This is a genomic window from Burkholderia sp. Bmkn7 (assembly GCF_041103175.1).
In the GTDB taxonomy this organism is placed as follows: Bacteria; Pseudomonadota; Gammaproteobacteria; order Burkholderiales; family Burkholderiaceae; genus Burkholderia; species Burkholderia cepacia.
This window is the reverse complement of sequence record NZ_JBGCUH010000002.1, coordinates 1,310,203-1,326,637: the sequence shown is the minus strand read 5'-3', so window position 1 is coordinate 1,326,637 and position 16,435 is coordinate 1,310,203. Positions and strand designations below refer to the sequence as shown.

17 protein-coding genes are annotated in these 16,435 nt (G+C 66.6%); 8 read left to right on the top strand and 9 right to left on the bottom strand.

Going from position 1 to position 16,435, the window contains the following annotated elements; translation table 11 throughout:
- Positions 1-134: 134 nt before the first annotated feature.
- Positions 135-1,568 carry an aldehyde dehydrogenase family protein gene (locus AB3K92_RS11965; protein ID WP_369465137.1) on the bottom strand — a complete coding sequence of 478 codons (1,434 nt, stop codon included), beginning with the start codon at positions 1,566-1,568 and terminating at the stop codon, positions 135-137.
- Between the two features lie 29 nt (positions 1,569-1,597).
- A complete protein-coding gene (locus AB3K92_RS11960; protein ID WP_369465135.1) occupies positions 1,598-3,238 on the bottom strand; it encodes an acetolactate synthase large subunit in 1,641 nt (546 codons plus the stop codon).
- A 360-nt stretch (positions 3,239-3,598) separates the two neighbouring features.
- On the opposite strand from AB3K92_RS11960, the gene AB3K92_RS11955 reads away from it, so the two are divergent.
- Together AB3K92_RS11955 and AB3K92_RS11950 are read left to right on the top strand one after the other, a co-directional pair.
- Positions 3,599-3,916, top strand: a complete 318-nt coding sequence (locus tag AB3K92_RS11955) for a type II toxin-antitoxin system RelE/ParE family toxin (RefSeq protein ID WP_021157289.1) — start codon at positions 3,599-3,601, stop codon at positions 3,914-3,916.
- A gap of 3 nt (positions 3,917-3,919) precedes the next feature.
- Entirely contained in the window at positions 3,920-4,219 is a 300-nt protein-coding gene (locus AB3K92_RS11950) for an addiction module antidote protein (protein WP_021157290.1), read from the top strand.
- Between the two features lie 56 nt (positions 4,220-4,275).
- Here the strand turns inward: AB3K92_RS11950 and AB3K92_RS11945 are convergent, their stop codons facing one another.
- The 5 genes from AB3K92_RS11945 to andAc all read right to left on the bottom strand — a co-directional run bounded on the left by AB3K92_RS11945 (position 4,276) and on the right by andAc (position 9,105).
- The gene (locus AB3K92_RS11945; protein ID WP_021157291.1) at positions 4,276-5,562 is read right to left on the bottom strand and encodes a DUF445 domain-containing protein; all 1,287 of its coding nucleotides are present in this window, start codon (positions 5,560-5,562) and stop codon (positions 4,276-4,278) included.
- Positions 5,563-5,773: 211 nt separating this feature from the next.
- Entirely contained in the window at positions 5,774-6,994 is a 1,221-nt protein-coding gene (gene andAa / locus AB3K92_RS11940; protein ID WP_369465131.1) for an anthranilate 1,2-dioxygenase system ferredoxin--NAD(+) reductase, read from the bottom strand.
- Positions 6,984-7,310 carry an anthranilate 1,2-dioxygenase ferredoxin subunit AndAb gene (gene andAb / locus AB3K92_RS11935; protein ID WP_006479527.1) on the bottom strand — a complete coding sequence of 109 codons (327 nt, stop codon included), beginning with the start codon at positions 7,308-7,310 and terminating at the stop codon, positions 6,984-6,986. The genes andAa and andAb overlap by 11 nt, the downstream gene beginning before the upstream one ends.
- A gap of 20 nt (positions 7,311-7,330) precedes the next feature.
- Positions 7,331-7,816, bottom strand: a complete 486-nt coding sequence (gene andAd / locus AB3K92_RS11930; RefSeq protein WP_034196026.1) for an anthranilate 1,2-dioxygenase small subunit AndAd — start codon at positions 7,814-7,816, stop codon at positions 7,331-7,333.
- 17 nt (positions 7,817-7,833) lie between these two features.
- Complete coding sequence (gene andAc, locus AB3K92_RS11925; RefSeq protein WP_059694307.1) at positions 7,834-9,105, bottom strand: anthranilate 1,2-dioxygenase large subunit AndAc; 1,272 nt, start codon at positions 9,103-9,105, stop codon at positions 7,834-7,836.
- A 213-nt stretch (positions 9,106-9,318) separates the two neighbouring features.
- Here andAc and andR point away from each other — a divergent pair, with 213 nt between their 5' ends.
- Positions 9,319-10,278: an anthranilate 1,2-dioxygenase regulatory protein AndR gene (gene andR / locus AB3K92_RS11920; RefSeq protein WP_021157295.1), complete on the top strand. Its 960-nt coding sequence runs from the start codon at positions 9,319-9,321 to the stop codon at positions 10,276-10,278.
- A gap of 230 nt (positions 10,279-10,508) precedes the next feature.
- On the opposite strand, the gene AB3K92_RS11915 is transcribed toward andR, so the two are convergent.
- The gene (locus AB3K92_RS11915) at positions 10,509-11,399 is read right to left on the bottom strand and encodes a LysR family transcriptional regulator (RefSeq protein ID WP_021157296.1); all 891 of its coding nucleotides are present in this window, start codon (positions 11,397-11,399) and stop codon (positions 10,509-10,511) included.
- Positions 11,400-11,490: 91 nt separating this feature from the next.
- Here AB3K92_RS11915 and AB3K92_RS11910 point away from each other — a divergent pair, with 91 nt between their 5' ends.
- Genes AB3K92_RS11910 through catC form a run of 3 tightly spaced genes read left to right on the top strand, consistent with a single transcriptional unit; the run spans position 11,491 to position 13,892 of the window.
- Positions 11,491-12,624, top strand: a complete 1,134-nt coding sequence (locus tag AB3K92_RS11910; RefSeq protein ID WP_060071319.1) for a muconate/chloromuconate family cycloisomerase — start codon at positions 11,491-11,493, stop codon at positions 12,622-12,624.
- Positions 12,625-12,655: 31 nt separating this feature from the next.
- Positions 12,656-13,558, top strand: coding sequence for a catechol 1,2-dioxygenase (gene catA / locus AB3K92_RS11905; protein ID WP_042973294.1), 903 nt, complete (start codon positions 12,656-12,658; stop codon positions 13,556-13,558).
- A 43-nt stretch (positions 13,559-13,601) separates the two neighbouring features.
- Positions 13,602-13,892, top strand: coding sequence for a muconolactone Delta-isomerase (gene catC, locus AB3K92_RS11900; RefSeq protein WP_011355923.1), 291 nt, complete (start codon positions 13,602-13,604; stop codon positions 13,890-13,892).
- Positions 13,893-14,101: 209 nt separating this feature from the next.
- Here the strand turns inward: catC and AB3K92_RS11895 are convergent, their stop codons facing one another.
- Positions 14,102-14,884 carry an NAD(P)H-dependent oxidoreductase gene (locus AB3K92_RS11895; protein ID WP_060058875.1) on the bottom strand — a complete coding sequence of 261 codons (783 nt, stop codon included), beginning with the start codon at positions 14,882-14,884 and terminating at the stop codon, positions 14,102-14,104.
- Between the two features lie 86 nt (positions 14,885-14,970).
- On the opposite strand from AB3K92_RS11895, the gene AB3K92_RS11890 reads away from it, so the two are divergent.
- Together AB3K92_RS11890 and AB3K92_RS11885 are read left to right on the top strand one after the other, a co-directional pair.
- Positions 14,971-15,864: a LysR family transcriptional regulator gene (locus AB3K92_RS11890; protein ID WP_369465121.1), complete on the top strand. Its 894-nt coding sequence runs from the start codon at positions 14,971-14,973 to the stop codon at positions 15,862-15,864.
- Positions 15,865-16,002: 138 nt separating this feature from the next.
- On the top strand, positions 16,003-16,413 hold the full coding sequence (locus AB3K92_RS11885; RefSeq protein WP_021157300.1) for a DUF2471 family protein: 411 nt from the start codon (positions 16,003-16,005) through the stop codon (positions 16,411-16,413).
- Positions 16,414-16,435: the final 22 nt, after the last annotated feature.

Below are 16,435 nucleotides of genomic sequence, written 5' to 3'. Positions count from 1 at the left end.
ACACGATCCGGGCGCGATGCGAGCCCGGCGGGGCCCGGCGTCGGCCCGCTGCGCGCGACGCCATGAAAAACGGCACGCGGGCCGGCCTTGCGCCCGCCCGCGTGCCGTCGCGGCACCGCGCATCCCGCCCCGCGTTACCGGCGCCGCACGACCATCAGCCGCGGCTCGGTCATGTCCTCGATCGCGTAGCGAATCCCTTCGCGGCCGAGGCCCGAGTCCTTCACGCCGCCGTACGGCATGTTGTCGACGCGGAACGACGGCACGTCGTTGATCACGACGCCGCCGACCTCCAGCTCGTCCCACGCGCGCTGCGCATGCGTGAGCGAATCGGTGAACACGCCGGCCTGCAGCCCGAAGTCGCTGTCGTTCACGCGGGCGAGCGCATCGTCGAACCGGTCGAACTTCTCGAGGATCGCGACGGGGCCGAACGCCTCCTTCCGGTACAGGTCCTGCTCATGCCCGACGTTTTCCAGCAGCGTCGCTTCGAACATCGCGCCGTCTACCTTGCCGCCCGCGACGATCTTCGCGCCCGCCGCGACGGCCGCGTCCATCCATCCCGACAGCCGGCGCGATTCCGATTCGGAAATCATCGGCCCGACGAACGTCGACGGATCCTTCGGATCGCCCATCTTCAGCGAACGCGTCTTTGCGATCAGCTTCTCGCGCAGCGCGTCGTACAGATCGGCATGGACGAGGATCCGCTGCACGCCGATGCAGCTCTGGCCCGACTGGTAGTACGCGCCGAACGCGAGGCGCTCGACCACGTAGTCGAGCCGGTCGCGTTGATCCGCGTCGACGATCGCGGCCGCGTTGCCGCCGAGCTCCAGCACGACTTTCTTCTTGCCGGCCTTTTCCTTCAGCGCCCAGCCGACGGCCGGCGACCCCGTGAACGACAACAGCTTGAAACGCTCGTCGGTCGTGAACAGGTCGGCGCCGTCGCGATGCGCGGGCAGCACCGAGAATGCGCCCTTCGGCAAGTCGGTTTCGGCGAGTACCTCGCCGATGATCAGCGCGCCGATCGGCGTGCGGCTCGCGGGCTTCAGCACGAACGGACAGCCGGCCGCGAGCGCGGGCGCGACCTTGTGCGCGGCGAGGTTCAGCGGGAAGTTGAACGGCGAGATGAACGAGCACGGGCCGACCGGCACGCGCTTCGTGTAGCCCGTATAGCCCTGCGCGCGCGCGGAGATCTCGAGGTTGATGATCTCGCCGTCGATGCGCACCGACTCCTCGGACGCCACGCGGAACGTGTCGATCAGCCGCGTCACTTCGCCCTTCGAATCGTTGATCGGCTTGCCGGCCTCGATGCACAGCGCCTCGGCCAGCTCGTCGAAGCGCTCGCGAAACCGCGCGACGCAATGGTCGAGCACGGCCTGCCGCTTGTAGACCGGCATCTCGCGCATCGGCTTCGTCGCGTCGACGGCCGCGGCGATCGCCGCATCGATCGCCTTCGCGTCGGCCAGCGCGACGCGCGTGGCGACCTTGCCGCTGAACTTGTCGGTCACCTCCAGATCGGTGTTCGCGTAGACGGCTTCGTTGGCGAGGTAGTACGGATAGGTTTCCTTCAACATGGAACGACTCCTTCCTGTGAACGGGACATTCAGAGTTGCGCCGACAGGCGCTTGATCTCGCGGTTCAGCACGCGCTCGTTGTCCGAATAGTCGATCGGCACGTCGATCACGTGCACGCCCGGCGTCGAGAAACACTCGCGCAGCAGCGGCTCGAGATCGTCGGCCGATTCGACGCGGTGCCCGTGCGCGCCGTAGCTTCGCGCATACGACACGAAATCGGGGTTCTGCAGCGTCATCGCGAAATCGGGGAAATTCATGTTCTCCTGCTTCCAGCGGATCATCCCGAAGGCGTCGTCGCGCAGGATCATCACGACGATGTCGAGCTTCAGGCGCACCGCCGTTTCGAGCTCCTGAGAATTCATCATGAAGCCGCCGTCGCCGCACACGGCGATCACCTTGCGCTGCGGGTGCACGATCTTCGTCGCGATCGCCGACGGCAGGCCGGCGCCCATCGACGCGAGCGCGTTGTCGAGCAGCAGCGAATTCGGCTCGTGCGCGCGCCAGTAGCGCGCGAACCAGATCTTGTACATCCCGTTGTCGAGGCAGACGATGCCGTCCACCGGCAACGCGTTGTACAGGTCGTTGACGATCCGCACCGGATACATCGGGAAACGCGCGTCGTGCTGCCCTTTCTGCAGATGCGCGTCGAAATGCTCCTTGATCATCCTGAAGCGCTCGAAATCCCAGTGCGATTGCGGCGTCACCGCTTCCTTCATCTGCCACACCGCGTTCGCGATGTCGCCGACTACCTCGATCTGCGGGAAATAGACGGGATCGACCTGCGCGCCGAGGAAGTTCACGTGGATCACGGTCTTGTCGTCGGTGCGCATGAAGAACGGCGGCTTCTCGATCACGTCGTGGCCGACGTTGATGATGCAATCCGCATGCTCGATCGCGCGATGCACGAAGTCGCCGTCGGACAGCGTCGCGTTGCCGAGCCACAGCGGGTGCGTCTCGTCGATCACGCCCTTGCCCATCTGCGTCGTGAAGAACGGGATGCCCGTCTTGTCGACGAATTCGAGCAGCATCTTGCAGGTGGTCTTGCGGTTGCCGCCCGCGCCGATCATCAACAGCGGATGGCGCGCGGCCTGGATCGCGTCCACCGCATGCGCGACCGCCTTCTCCTCGGCCACCGGCCGGCGGCTGTAGCTGCGCGGGATCGGCTTGCCGTCGCCCTCCTCGTGCGCGATGTCTTCCGGCAGCTCGAGGTGCGCGGCGCCCGGGCGCTCTTCCTCCGCGCGGCGGAACGCCTCGCGCACCGCCGACGGGATGTTGCCGATCGACACGATCTGCCGCGTGAACTTCGTGAGCGGCTGCATCATGTCGACCACGTCGACGATCTGGAAGTGGCCCTGCTTGCTGGACTTGATCGGCTTCTGCCCGGTGATCATCAGCATCGGCATCCCGCCGAGCTGCGCATACGCGGCGGCCGTCACGAAGTTCGTCGCGCCGGGCCCGAGCGTGGCGATACACACGCCGGTACGGCCCGTCAGGCGGCCGTAGGTGGCGGCCATGAACCCGGCCGCCTGCTCGTGCCGGGTCAGCACGAGCTTGATCTTCGATCGCCGCAGCGATTCGAGCAAATCGAGGTTTTCTTCGCCGGGAATGCCGAACACGTACTCGACGCCTTCGGCTTCCAGCGCCTTCACGAACAGATCCGATGCTTTCATGGGGGACTCTCGGTTGATGCCGCCTGCCCGGCCTACGGACACGCAGCGTTCAGAACGCGCGCCGGCCTACGGCACGCGGACGCTTTACCTACTGGACACAAACCACGGCACTGCCCGCCGCGCAACGAGCGATGCGCGGCGGCGCCTCCGGATAGCGGAGGACAAACGGATCCGCCCGCGCGCGGCAAGCGCGCACGGGCGGCAAAGACGTGATTGATTGTAGACGGATTCGCAGAACTCCGACTTCGGCCGAATGGCCATTTGGCACGCAAACGAAGCGGGCAGCCCTAATGTAGCGGCTACCGAATAGCCCGATCCAACCCGACCCATCTGTGAACCATGGTTGACATACCGCAATCAATGCCCTACAGTGCGCCTACGTTCAGCATCCGGACCACCGACGTCTTCGACGCATGGTTTGCCGGCCTGCGGGATCGCGTCGCGAAGCGCCGCATCCAGGCACGCATCGACCGCCTGTCGATGGGCAATCCGGGCGACTGGAAATCCGCGGGCTCGCCGGTCGTCGAAATGCGGATCGACCACGGCCCCGGTTATCGCGTCTACTACGTCCGGCGCGGAACGATCTGGGTCATCCTGCTCTGCGGCGGCGATAAATCGACGCAACAGGCCGACATACGCGCCGCGCACGCGATGCTCGCGCACCTCGACATGGAGTAATCGATGGACAAGATCAGCACCCGGCCGTGGGATTCGGCCGACCATCTGAAGACCGAAGACGACATGGCCGACTACTTCGAAGCGTGCCTGCAGGAAGCCGGCGACGATCCGGCCTTCATCGCGCACGCGCTCGGCGTGATCGCACGCGCACGCGGCATGTCGCAGGTCGCGCGCGACGCGGGCCTGTCGCGCGAAGGGCTGTACAAGGCGCTGTCGCACGACGGCAACCCGAGCTTCGGCACCATCCTGAAGGTCATCAAGGCGCTCGGCCTGCAACTGCACGGCGCAAAAGCGCACGCATGACGCGCGGGCGCGACCCGTCGCGCCCAGCGCGCCCTCCCGCGATATCCGTGGCCGCGTCAGTGCGGCCAGCCGGCCGCCCAGCGCGGCACCAGCGACACGAGATACAACCCGAGCCCGATCAGCCCGCCGACCAGCGTGCCGTTGATGCGGATGTATTGCAGGTCCTTGCCGATGTTCAGCTCGATCTGCCGCGACATCTCGCGCGCATCCCAGTTGCGCACCGTGTCGCGGATATGACGCATCAGGAAATCCGCGAAATCCGGCGCCATCTCGTGCACCGCCTTCTCGACATGCTCGTTCAGCGATGCGCGCAATGCCGGACTCTCCGCCAGCCGCGCACCGAGCCAGCCGCCGAGCGTCGCGGCCTGCCGGTGCAGCGCCGAATCGGGGCGCGCGAGATCGGCCTTCAGCCACGCGCGCAACTGATCCCACAAGTCGCGGACATACTCGTTGAACGCGGCGCCGTCGCGAACGTAACGCCTGATCTCCTCGCCCTTCGCGATGAACGCGGGATCGTGCTTCAACCGCTCGGTCAGCCGCACGACCGTCCGGTCGAAGCGCTGCCGCAGCTCGTGCTCGGGGTCCGCCGCCACGCCTTCCAGCACGCGGCTCACCGCGCTCGCGAGCATCCGCGCGCCGTTCTCGCCGAACCACTGCGTCGGCATGATCTTCTCGACCTTCGGGTACTGCGTCTTCAGCCATTCGACGATGAAGCCCGCGATCACCTCGCGGTTTTCTTCCTTGTCGAGCACGTCGACCACCTGTTCGATCGCGTCGTCGAGCAGCACCTGGTGGCGGCCGTCCTTCGTCAGCGTGTCGAGGATCGCGCCGGCCGATTGCGACAGGTCGACCCGGTCGATCACCGCGCGAAACGCATCGTGGACGAACGACTGGATCCGCGCGTCGTCGGTCATGTCGAGCGCGAAACTCATCAGCTTCGTCACATAGCCGCCGAGCGCGTCAGTGTTTGCCGGTTCGCCGAGCCAAGCGCCGAGTTTCTGCGCAGGATCGTGCTGGCGGATCTGCGCGGCGAGCGCGTCGGGGCCGAGGAACTTCTCGCGCACGAACACCGCGAGGTTGTCGGCGATCTTGTCCTTGTTCTTCGGGATGATCTCGGTATGACGCGACACGAACGGGATCGGCACACGGCGGAACAAGGCGACGACCGCGAACCAGTCGGCGAGCGCGCCGACCATCGCGGCTTCGGCCACGGCCTTGAAGCCGTCGACCCACGGGCCACGCGGCAGCAGGATCGTCGTGACGAACACCGCGACGGCGGCCAGCAGCAGCCACAGCGCGCGGCGCTTGCTGCGTTTCAGTTCGAGGGCTTTGTCTGGCGTCATGGCGGCAGGCGAATCGGCGATGCCGCTAATATCCCCGATTTCGCACCGGCCGACAAACGCGCGGCATGAAACGCGATGGCCCCGCGCGACCGCCACCGGGCAAAACGTCACCCGCCGCGTCGTGCAATCGTCCGGCAAGCGCGCGGCCGGCGACGTCGTCGCCGACGCGATCCGTCCACCGCGCCCGCCATACTCGCCGCGCCTGCCGCCGTTACAGGAACGTCTTCAAATTCACCGTCGGATCGGCGAGCTTCACCGGATCGGGCACCGCCCCGGCCGCGATCAGCCGGCGCGACGCGCCGATGTCGCGCCCCTGGTTCGCCGCGGCCACCGCGACGATCCTGCCGCCGTCCCCCAGCCCGAACACCGTGAACGGCCCGTTCGCCGGATCGCCGCGCACGACGATCGTGCGTTCGCTGCCGAACAACCCGAGCATCTGCAGGTTGCAGTCGTACTGATCGGACCACAACCACGGCAGCTCGGCATAGGTTTCGTCGGCACCGAGCAGGTTCGCCGCCGCGACGGCCGGCTGGTTCTCGGCCACCTGCCACGATTCGATCCGCACGTGACGCCCGAGCAACGGATTGAAGTGCATCGTCACCTCGCCCGCCGCGAAGATCGCGGGATCGACCGTACGGCAGCCCGCGTCGACGCGTATCCCGTTGTCGACATCGAGCCCCGCTGCCTGCGCGAGCTCGACATTCGGCACCACCCCGATGCCGACCACGACGAGATCGGCCGGCACGTCGCCACGATCGGTCTCGACGATCGCGCCGCCGCCGGGCGCGCGACGGATCGCGCGCGGCAGCGTCGCCATCCGGAAGACCACGCCGCGCGCGTCGTGCAGCCGATGCGCATACGCGCCGACGACTTCCGGCAACGCGCGCTGCAGCAGGCGCGGCGCCGGATCGATCACCGTCACGTCGCAACCGAGCTGGCGCGCCGCCGCCGCGACCTCGAGGCCGATGAAACCGCCCCCGAGCACCGCCACGCGGCGCCCCGGCGCGAGCTGCGCGCGCAACGCACGCGCATCGTCGACCGTGCGGACGTAATGCGGCGCGACGCCTTCGTCGATCTCCCCGCCAAACGTGCGCACCCGCGAGCCCGTGGCCAGCACGAGCCGCGCATAAGGCAGCGTCGTGCCGTCGTCGAGCCGCACGCGCAATGCATCGCGTTCGATCGCGTCGACGCGCGTGCCGAGCCGCAGCTCGATGCGCTGCGCGTCGTACCACGCGGCATCGCGCACGAACGCACGCTGCTCACCGCCCTCGCTCAGCAGCGCATCCTTCGACAGCGCGGGCCGGTCGTACGGCAGCTCGCGTTCCGCGCCGATCATCACGATGCGCGCCGCGGCGTCGCGTTCGCGCAGCGCTTCGGCCGTGCGCCGCGCCGCATGGCCGGCGCCGACGATCACGAACGGATCAGCCGACATTGACTTCCACCTGCCCGTCGACGATCCGGATCGGATAGGTACGCACCGGCTCCGTGATCGGCGCGCATTTCGGCGCGCCCGTGCGAATGTCGATCAGCCCCTGGTGCAGCGGGCATTCGACGCAGCCGTCCTCCACATAACCCTCGGACAGCCGCGCATGGCCGTGCGTGCAGAGATCGTGCATCGCGAACAGTTCGTCGCCGATCCGGAACACGGCGATCGGCTTCTGGCCGGCGACGCGCGCCGCCGGTTCGTCTTCGGAGAATTCGTCGAAAGCGCCGAGCGGATGCCACTCGGCGAGCGTTGCTTCAGTCATGACTGTTCCTTGCTTCCGTATCAGATCGGGGTCGCGAGCAGCGTCTGCACGCGCGACGTGTCGTAGATCACCCGCTTGGTCTTGTAGCGCAGCCCGTCCGGCGTGCGCACGACCGTGTCGTAGTACTTGCCGGCCTGGTACACGTTCGACTCGCCATTGCTGCGCGTCTGCACGACGACGTAGTTGCTCTCGGTGTCGATCTCGCCGTCACGTTCCGCGACGATCGTCAGGCCCGACGTCATGTGCCGGTACGTATGCTCTTCGTAGATGTTCGCGTGCCGCAGCGACACCACGCGGTCGCGCAGCATCCGCTGGTTCGTGCAGTGGACGATCCCGACCGGCAGCCCGAGGTCGGCGTTCTCCTTCGGCACGATTTCGTACGTGCAGTCCTCGGTGAACATCGTCGGCCACTCCTCGAGCCGGTTGTTGTCGAGATGCCCGATATAGCGGTTCTGGAGCATGTAAATCTCGAACCACGTCTTCATGTCTTCCGTCAGGTTTTCCATCGTTCCGCGCTCCCGCTTCAATAGCCCATCAGCTTCTGGTAGCCGACCCAGAACTTGCGGATCAGGCTTTCGGTGATCACCGTGTCCTGCTGGTCCGGATTGCCGCGCGACATCTCGATCACCGACGTCGCGTCGCCGTCGCGCACCGTGCCGCGCTGCACGAGCTCGGTCGCCTCCGTGTCCTCCATCGAGATATAGCCGGCCGGCCCGACGAGATTCGCCTGCTTGATGCGCAGCGCGCGCAGCTCGGGCGTATCGTCCGCGTAGCCGAAGAAGTGGAAGATCAGCTCGAAGTTGTCGGGGCCCTTCGGCAGGATCTGGCGTGCGACCAGCGTGTTGTGGATCTGCTGGATCACGAGCTGCGGGAAGATCGGCTGGATATGGTTCGTGCAGTCCTCGTCGTATTCCGACACGAGATCGAGAATCGATTCGTCTTCCAGATGGAAACCTTCGTCGAACGAGCGAATGTTCTGCTGCTTGTACGCGGCCGACGTATCGTCGCCCGTCTTCGTCACCGTGATGATGCTGTGCAGCCCGTGATTCGCGTCCGGAATCGAGCGCGCCTTCATCCCGACGCGGAAGATGTTGAAGGTCGTATGGAACAGGTGCAGCATGCTCGCGTGATACGGGTCCTTCACGTTCTCCATGTACAGCTTCCAGTTCGACTTCGAATACTGGCGCGTGCAGCCGAGATACTCGATCGGCTTGTGGAAGATCCGGTCGATCCACGGGCGCATCTGCTCGCCGAGGTAGTCGGGCAGCGGCATCACGTCGTCGCTGAAGGTGGCGAACACGAGCCCGCGATAGCTGTCGACACGCAGCTTGCGCAGCCCGTGCTGCTTCGGGTCGAAGTCGGCCGGCATCCCGGACATCCCCTTCTGGCCGCGCCGGAACGGCACGCCCAGCAGGTTGCCCGCGTTGTCGAAGCTCCACTGGTGATACACGCACGTGTGCGAGCTCGCGTTGCCGCGCGACTTGCGGCACACCTGCGCGCCACGGTGCGCGCAGCGGTTCACCCACGCGGAAAGCGCGCCGTCCTCCGTGCGCGTGACGACCACCGGCGTATCGCCGACGAACGTGCTCTTGAAATCGCCGGCGTTCGGGATTTCCGCTTCCAGCGCGACGAAGTTCCACGTCGGGCCGCGAAAGATGCGTTCCTGCTCGCGCTCGTAGACGGCCTGCGAGCTGAACACCTTGTACGGCACGCGCGAGCCGTCGTCGTGCGGAAAGCTCACGTCGGACGCGTCGTCGCGCGAGGCGAACACGACGGGCGATTCTGTCTGCTCCATGTCGGACTCCTTGTGGTTCCGTTTCATTAACAAGATGGAGTCCATTTTTGAAAGGCTAATATTCGCCGTCTATCCGGAAAGTGCGATTGCGGCGGCGCAATATCCACTTTCGGCGGATTTCTGAGCTAGCATGACGGCACACACGACCCTGCGCACGATCGCGACCCATTCATCGGATCGAAGCGCGCGTCGCTCATACAAAGGCTGAGGCCCATGTCCCCAACGTCGTTCGAGCCGCTCGCGCTGCGCGCGCACCGGCTGTTCGAATCCCGCGATCTCGACGAGACGCGCGAGCGGATCTCGCGCGTGATGCAGCCGCATGCGCTGCTGCCGACCGGCCGCACGCACGGCGCGTCGCACATGGATTTCGTCAGGCTCGGCGGGCTCGGGATCGGCACGATCGCATTCGGCGACGCGATGCGCGTGCAGGTCGACGCGGTCGACGGCTACTACCTGCTGATGTTCTGCCTGTCCGGCCAGGCCGAGGTGCGCGCGATGGGGCGGCAGCTCGGCGTCGACGGCCAGACCGGCGTGCTGTGCGCGCCCGGCGAGCGCTTCGACGCGGTGCTGTCGGCCGATTGCGAGCAGTTCGTGCTGCGTATCGACGCGGCGACGGTCGGCTCGCTGACGGGCGACCCGCGCGCGACGCTCGACCCGGTGCTGCACGTCAGCGACGCCGCGCTCGCCGCGTGGCGCCAGCAACTGATGCTCGTCGCACGCTCGCCCGAGCTGCTCGAGCGCGCAAACGCGAACCCGCGCGTCGCGTCGCAGCTCGAACACCTGCTGATCGACCTGCTGATCGAAGGCCACCCGCCGTCCGTGCTGCACGCCTCGCACCGCGACCCGGCGCCGGGCTTCGTGCGGCGCGCACAGGAGTTCGTGAACGCGCACTACGCGCAACCGCTGCAACTCGCCGATATCGTCCAGGCCGCCAACGTGCCGGAACGGACGCTGCGCGACGCGTTCCTGCAGTTCCGGGGAATGAGCCCGATGCAGTACCTGCGCGCGACGCGGCTCGACCATGCGCGCGAGCTGCTGCGCGGCGCGGCGTCCGACCGGCGGATCGCCGATGTCGCGCTCGATTGCGGGTTTACACACCTTGGCCGGTTCGCGATCGCGTATCGGGAAAAGTTTGGCGAATCGCCGTCGGAAACGCTCGACGTGAAGCGATAGCGGCGCGTTCGCTGGCGCGGCCGGTGGCTTGTGGCTTGTGGCTTGCGGCTTGTGGCTTATGGCTTATGGCTTATGGCTTATGGCTTATGGCTTATGGCTTATGGCCTTCGACGCGCAAAACCGGCGCGGCACTTGCATCGACGCGCGTGACATTACGACACCCCCTCCGCATCCACCGGTGCCCGCCGAAACAGACCGTTAGTTGCAATGCCTGAAAGCGACGACGCCCGTCAGGCCGACGCCCCGATCATCTCCCGCGCAATCGCGCAGAACGCGGCCGTGGCGGCGCTTTCGCCGTGCAGCCGGCGGCTCATGATGATCGGCGACGTCGCGGCCGGCTCCGGCAACCGCCGGTAGACCACGCCCTTCACGCGCACGCCCTCCACGCTCTCCGGCACCAGCGACACGCCGACCTGCGCGGCCACGAGCCCGAGCGCCGTCTGCAGCTCGCGCACCTCGTGCACGGCCGCCGGCACCAGCGCGCCGTCGCGCAGCGCCGACAGCTGCTGATCGGCAAAGCTCGGCCGCGGCGTGCTCGGATAAACGATCAGCGTCTCGTTCGCGATATCCGCGAGCGCGAGCGGCCGATCGGGATCGGCGAGCGGATGCCCGACCGGCAGCGCGGCGATCAGCTTTTCCTCGATCAGCGCCTCGCGCACCAGCTGGTCGTCGTCGAACCGCAGGCGGCCGAACCCGACGTCGATCCGCCCGCCCTTCAGCGCGCCGAGCTGCTCCAGCGTGAACATTTCGATCAGCGACAGTTCGACGTCCGGCTGCGCCTCGCGAAACGCGCGGATCACGTCCGGCAGCGCGCCGTACAGCGTCGACGGCACGAAACCGATCACGATCCGCTCCGACAGCTGCGCGAGCCGCCGCGTCAGCGGGCCGAGCTCGTCGGCCTGGTCGACGAGGCGTTTCGCCTGCGCATAGAACACGCGCCCCGCATCCGTCAGTTTCAGCGGCCGCGCGCCGCGCTCGAACAGCGGCAGCCCGATCTCGTCCTCGATCGCCTGGAGCTGGCGGCTCAGCGGCGGCTGCGTCATGTGCAACCGCTCGGCCGCCCGCGTGATGTTCATTTCCTCGGCGACGGCGATGAAGTAGCGGAGCTGGCGCAATTCCATTTCATGCCTCAAAGGTATGGAAGTAGTCGGAAAGAGTGTTGGACGACGCGGGGCGGGAATTCCTACCATGTGCACCAACAGGAGGAATCGCATGATAGCAACTGCCGCCACCATCGAACGCATCGAGACTTTGCTGGTCGACGTGCCGACGATCCGGCCCCACAAATTGTCGGTCGCCACGATGAATTGCCAGACCCTCGTGCTGGTCCGTGTTCGATGCACGGACGGTATCGAAGGCGTCGGCGAGGCGACGACCATCGGCGGCCTCGCCTACGGCGAGGAGAGCCCCGAAAGCATCAAGGTCAACATCGACACCTACTTCGCGCCGCTGCTGCAGGGCATGGACGCGACCCGCCCGGGCGCCGCGATGGCGCGCGCCCGCAAGCTGTTCCAGGGCAACCGCTTCGCGAAGTGCGCGATCGAGACCGCGCTGTTCGACGCGCAGGCGCGCCGCCTCGGCGTGCCGCTGTCGGACCTCTTCGGCGGCCGCCGGGCCGACGCGGTGGACGTCGCCTGGACGCTCGCGAGCGGCGACACGCAGCGCGACATCGCGGAAGCCGAAGCGATGCTCGACGCGCGCCGCCATCGTGCGTTCAAGCTGAAGATCGGCTCGAACGCGGTCGCCAGCGACGTCGCACACGTCGTCGCGATCAAGCGCGCGCTCGGCGAGCGCGGCGACGTGCGGGTCGACGTGAACCAGGCATGGAGCGAAACCGACGCGATCTGGGCCGGCGCACGGCTCGCGGAAGCGGGCGTGAGCCTCGTCGAGCAGCCGATCGCCGCGACCAACCGCGCGGGGCTGAAACGCCTCACGCAACTCGCGCAGGTGCCGATCATGGCCGACGAGGCGCTGCATGGCCCCGTCGATGCGTTCGCGCTCGCGCAGGATCGCGCGGCCGACGTGTTCGCGGTGAAGATCGCACAATCGGGCGGCCTGCAGGGCGCGGCGAGCGTCGCGGCGATCGCGGCGGCGGCCGGCATCGAACTGTACGGCGGCACGATGCTCGAGGGCGCGGCCGGCACGATGGCGTCCGCGCAACTGTTCAGCACGTTCGACTCGCTGAAATGGGGCACCGAGCTGTTCGGCCCACTGCTGCTCACCGAGGAAATCCTCGTCGAGCCGCTGCGTTACGAGGATTTCAAGCTGCACCTGCCGGCGACGCCCGGCCTCGGCATCACCTTCGACTGGGCCCGCATCGAACGCATGAAGCGCGACGCCCGCTGACCCCACACGACAACCGAAACCGGAGACACACATGGACAAGCAAGCCATCGACGCCCTGCTGAAAACGTTCGACGACGCCGCGGAGAAGCCCGGCAACCCGCGCGTGCGCGCGATCGTCAACCGGATCGTGAAGGACATCTGCTACACGATCGAGGATTTCGACGTGCAGCCGAGCGAATTCTGGACGGCACTCAACTACCTGAACGAAGCCGGTCGGGAATTCGGGCTGATCGCCGCGGGCCTCGGCCTCGAGCGCTTCCTCGACGTGCGGATGGACGAGGCCGAAGCAAAGGCCGGCATCGAGGGCGGCACGCCGCGCACGATCGAAGGGCCGCTGTACGTTGCCGGCGCGCCGGAATCGGTCGGCCATGCGCGCCTCGACGACGGCACCGATCCGGGCCAGACGCTCGTGATGCGCGGCCAGGTGCTCGGCAAGGACGGCGCGCCGATCGCGAACGCGCTCGTCGAGGTGTGGCATGCGAACCATCTCGGCAACTACTCGTACTTCGATCAATCGCAGCCCGCGTTCAACCTGCGCCGTTCGATCCGCACCGACGCGGAAGGCCGCTACAGTTTCCGCAGCGTGCTGCCGGTCGGCTACAGCGTGCCGCCGGGCAGCAAGACCGAGCAGTTGCTCGACCAGCTCGGCCGCCATGGCCATCGTCCCGCGCACATTCACTTCTTCGTTTCGGCGGACGGTTATCGTAAGCTGACGACGCAGATCAACATCGAAGGCGATCCGCACATCTGGGACGACTTCGCATTCGCGACCCGCGAAGGGCTGATCCCGAAGATCAAGCAGGCCGAAGGCGCGGAAGGCAAGCCGTACGGCGTCGACGGGCAGTTCGCGCTGATCGACTTCGATTTCTCGCTGCTCAAGGAAAAGCAGGACGTGCCGGCAAGCGAAGTCGAGCGAGCCCGCGCGCAGGCGTGAGCGGCCTTCCCGTTCGACGAATCGACAACGCAAGGAGTGCAGGATGCTGTTTCATGTGGAAATGACCGTCCGTCTGCCGACGGACATGGATCCGGTCAAGGCGGCCACGCTGAAGGCGGAAGAAAAGGCGATGTGCCAGCGGCTGATGAACGAAGGTACCTGGCGTCATCTGTGGCGGATCGCCGGGCAATATGCGAACGTCAGCATCTTCGACGTCGAAAGCGTGCAGCAACTGCATGACCTGCTGAGCCAGTTGCCGCTGTTCCCGTATATGGAGATGGAAGTGCGCGCGCTGTGCCGGCATCCGTCTTCGGTGCGGGAAGACGATCGGTAAGCAGGCGATCGAGTTCCGACAAGACGGGCGGCCCGAGATTGCATCGCGGGCCGCCCGTTTCGTTTCGCCATCCGCCGGGGTGGAGCGGGTTGCCACGCGGCCGGCTTCCGCTCATCCGTCGCGCCGATCTCCGGAAACGGCTCGATTCGCGCGCAGGTGTCGATATGCCCGCGCGCCGCTTTCCCGAACGGGCCCGCCATGCGTCATCACTACGCGTGCGCCAGATGCGCGGCAAACCCCACCGTCCCCGGCACGATCTCCTCCTTCAGCGTCAACGCCGGAATCTCGTAATCGCCCGCGTTCTGTCGCCGGAACGGAATCGGCGGCGCGGTCCACAACGCATCGAGACGCTTGCCGAGCGCCGCACGCGTTTCGTCGAAGCGCGCGTCGTTCATCTTGCCCGTCCGGTAGATCACGAACGGCGGCAGCACGTCGAACCCCGGGTAATACAGGATCCCGTGGTGGATCGGGAACAGCACGTCATCGATCGGCCCGTTGATGCCGCGCGCACTATAGTGCGATTCCCACCCGCCTGCCGTGACGATCAGCATCGCCCGCTTGCCGGCCAGCGACCCTTCGCCGTAGCGGTTGCCCCAGCGCGTCTCCGAATGCTCGCCGACGCCATACGCAAAACCGTACGCATACACACGCTCGACCCAGCCCTTCATGATTGCCGGCATCGAGAACCACCACAACGGAAACTGCAGGATCACCGCGTCGGCCCACTTCAGCTTCTCCTGCTCGCGCGCGATATCTTCACTTTGCGTGCCGGCCGCGAATGCGAGCTTCGAGTCGAGCGACGGATCGAACCGCGCGTCAGGTGCGCGACCGGTCACGTCGTTCGCGTCGAACGCCGCCTTCCAGTTCATCGCATACAGATCCGTCACCTGCACCGCGTGGCCGGCCGCTTCGAGATGCTCGACGGCAAAGTCGCGCAGCGCGCCGTTCAGCGAACGCGGTTCGGGATGGGCATAAACGATCAGCACATTCATGTTCGTCACTCCTTTGATTGAACGACTACAGGATGCCGCCGCCAAAGGTATATTTGAAATGAATTCCTGATATTCCAGGTATAGCCATGAATAATCTCAGACGACTCGACCTGAACCTGCTCGTCACGCTGGACGTGCTGCTCGCCGAGCACAACGTCACGCGCGCGGCCGAGAAGCTGAACATGTCGCAGCCGTCGGTGAGCGTGCAGTTGCAGAAACTGCGCGACCTGTTCGGCGACCCGCTGCTGTTGCCGGGGCCGCGCGGGATGCGGCCGACCGCGCGCGCGGAAACCCTGCGCGAGCCGTTGCGCGATGCGCTCGAAGCCGTCGAACGCGCGGTCGTTCCGGCCACCCCGTTCGATCCGGCGACCGCGACGAACACGTGGCGCGTGGCCGCGACCGACTACGGCGAATCGACGATCGTGCTGCCCGCGCTGCACACGCTGCGCTCGGCCGCGCCCGGTACGCGGCTCGCCGTCGTCGAACTCGCGCCGCCGCGCATCGAGCAGGATGCCGAACGAAACGGCATCGACCTCGCCTTTCATACGACAGAAGGGTCGCCGGCCGGCATGCGGCGCCTGCCGCTGTTCGTCGAGCGTTATGTGCTCATCGGCCGCGCCGGGCATCCGAAGCTGAAGCGGCGCCCCACGCTCGCGCAGTTCGGCACGCTCGAACACGTGATCGTGTCGCCCGATGGCGGCGGCTTCTTCGGCGTGACGGACGAAACGCTCGCAAAGGTCGGTGCCGTGCGGCGCGTCGTGCTGTCCGTGCCGCACTTCCTGTTCGTGATGTCGGCGGTCGCGAGCACCGATCTCGTCGCGATGCTGCCCGAGCGACTGGTGCGCGACGTGCCTGCGTTGCGTGTGGTGGACGCACCGGTCGAGGTGCCCGGCTATGAAATGTCGATGCTGTGGCACGAGCGCGTGCATCGCGATCCGGCGCACCGGTGGCTGCGGGAGACCATCGCGGCGGCGGTCTGACACGGCCCGGTTGCCGGACGGCTGCCATCTGCTGTCATCGGGGGCTTGAAAGTGTGCCGATCACTGTATATATTTACAGTGTTTCTGCGTCATTTGACCCGAATTCCGTCCCCCGAGACGGTCTTTAGTGAGGCGACCATGTTCCAGTCATCCGCATTCGATCCCGAGCAACCCGGCTTCAATCCCGTCCACTTCGAGCGCGCCGCGCGGCAGGCGGTCGTCGATCTTCAGCGTGTCGTCGGCGGCCCCGCGCAGCGGGCGCTCGGCTTGCGGCGCCGCAGCCATCCGGCCGCCGTCCGCACGATGAGCTGGCAGGCGCTGCTGAATGTCGAGGAGCTGGCGTTCTCGAACTCCGGCTTCCTGAACCGCAACGATCCGACGGTCGTCGACGCCTTCATCCGGCTGCGCGACAGCCGATTGGTCGCCGCGGACGTCGAGGAAGCCGTCGACTGGAAGCGCGACGACGACGATTTGCCCGCCGTTTATCTGATCGTCAAGGCGATGCTCGAAGCGGAAGAGCGCGAGACCCAACACGCCGAGATGGAGTGACGGCGGCGACGCGCGGCCCCAC